We start from the raw sequence: 278 nt of genomic DNA, 5'->3' as shown, positions 1-278 counted from the left end.
GCCGCCACGCTGCCACCCGGCCAACACGGATAGGCAGAGCGCGGTGGTCGTGGCCATGGTCGCCAGGACGATCGGCCATCGACGGGCGCCGGTCATGCGGCTTTCCCGCCCAGGAGCACCGCCTTGTGCTCCAGCTTGTCACGCAGCGTCGCCTGCGTGCCTGAATCGCTGCTCTCGACCGCCGGTTGACCGGATGCATTGGGGTAAAACTCCGCGGCCACGGCGGCGCGCTCGTCCGGACTATCCTCGAATGCCCCGTTTGCGAAACCGAGCCGAGC

At 68.7% G+C, this 278-nt stretch carries 1 protein-coding gene; it reads right to left on the bottom strand.

Features of this window, described 5'->3' with window-relative positions:
• Nucleotides 1–92 precede the first annotated feature (92 nt).
• Nucleotides 93–278: hypothetical protein (locus SB847_RS20875; RefSeq protein ID WP_410578500.1), on the bottom strand; the 186-nt coding region annotated here is incomplete at its 5' end.

It is taken from the genome of Bacillus sp. SIMBA_026 (genome assembly GCF_046535335.1).
Classification (GTDB): Bacteria; Bacillota; Bacilli; order Bacillales; family Bacillaceae; genus Bacillus; species Bacillus velezensis.
This window is presented reverse-complemented; position numbering and strand designations above follow the sequence as displayed.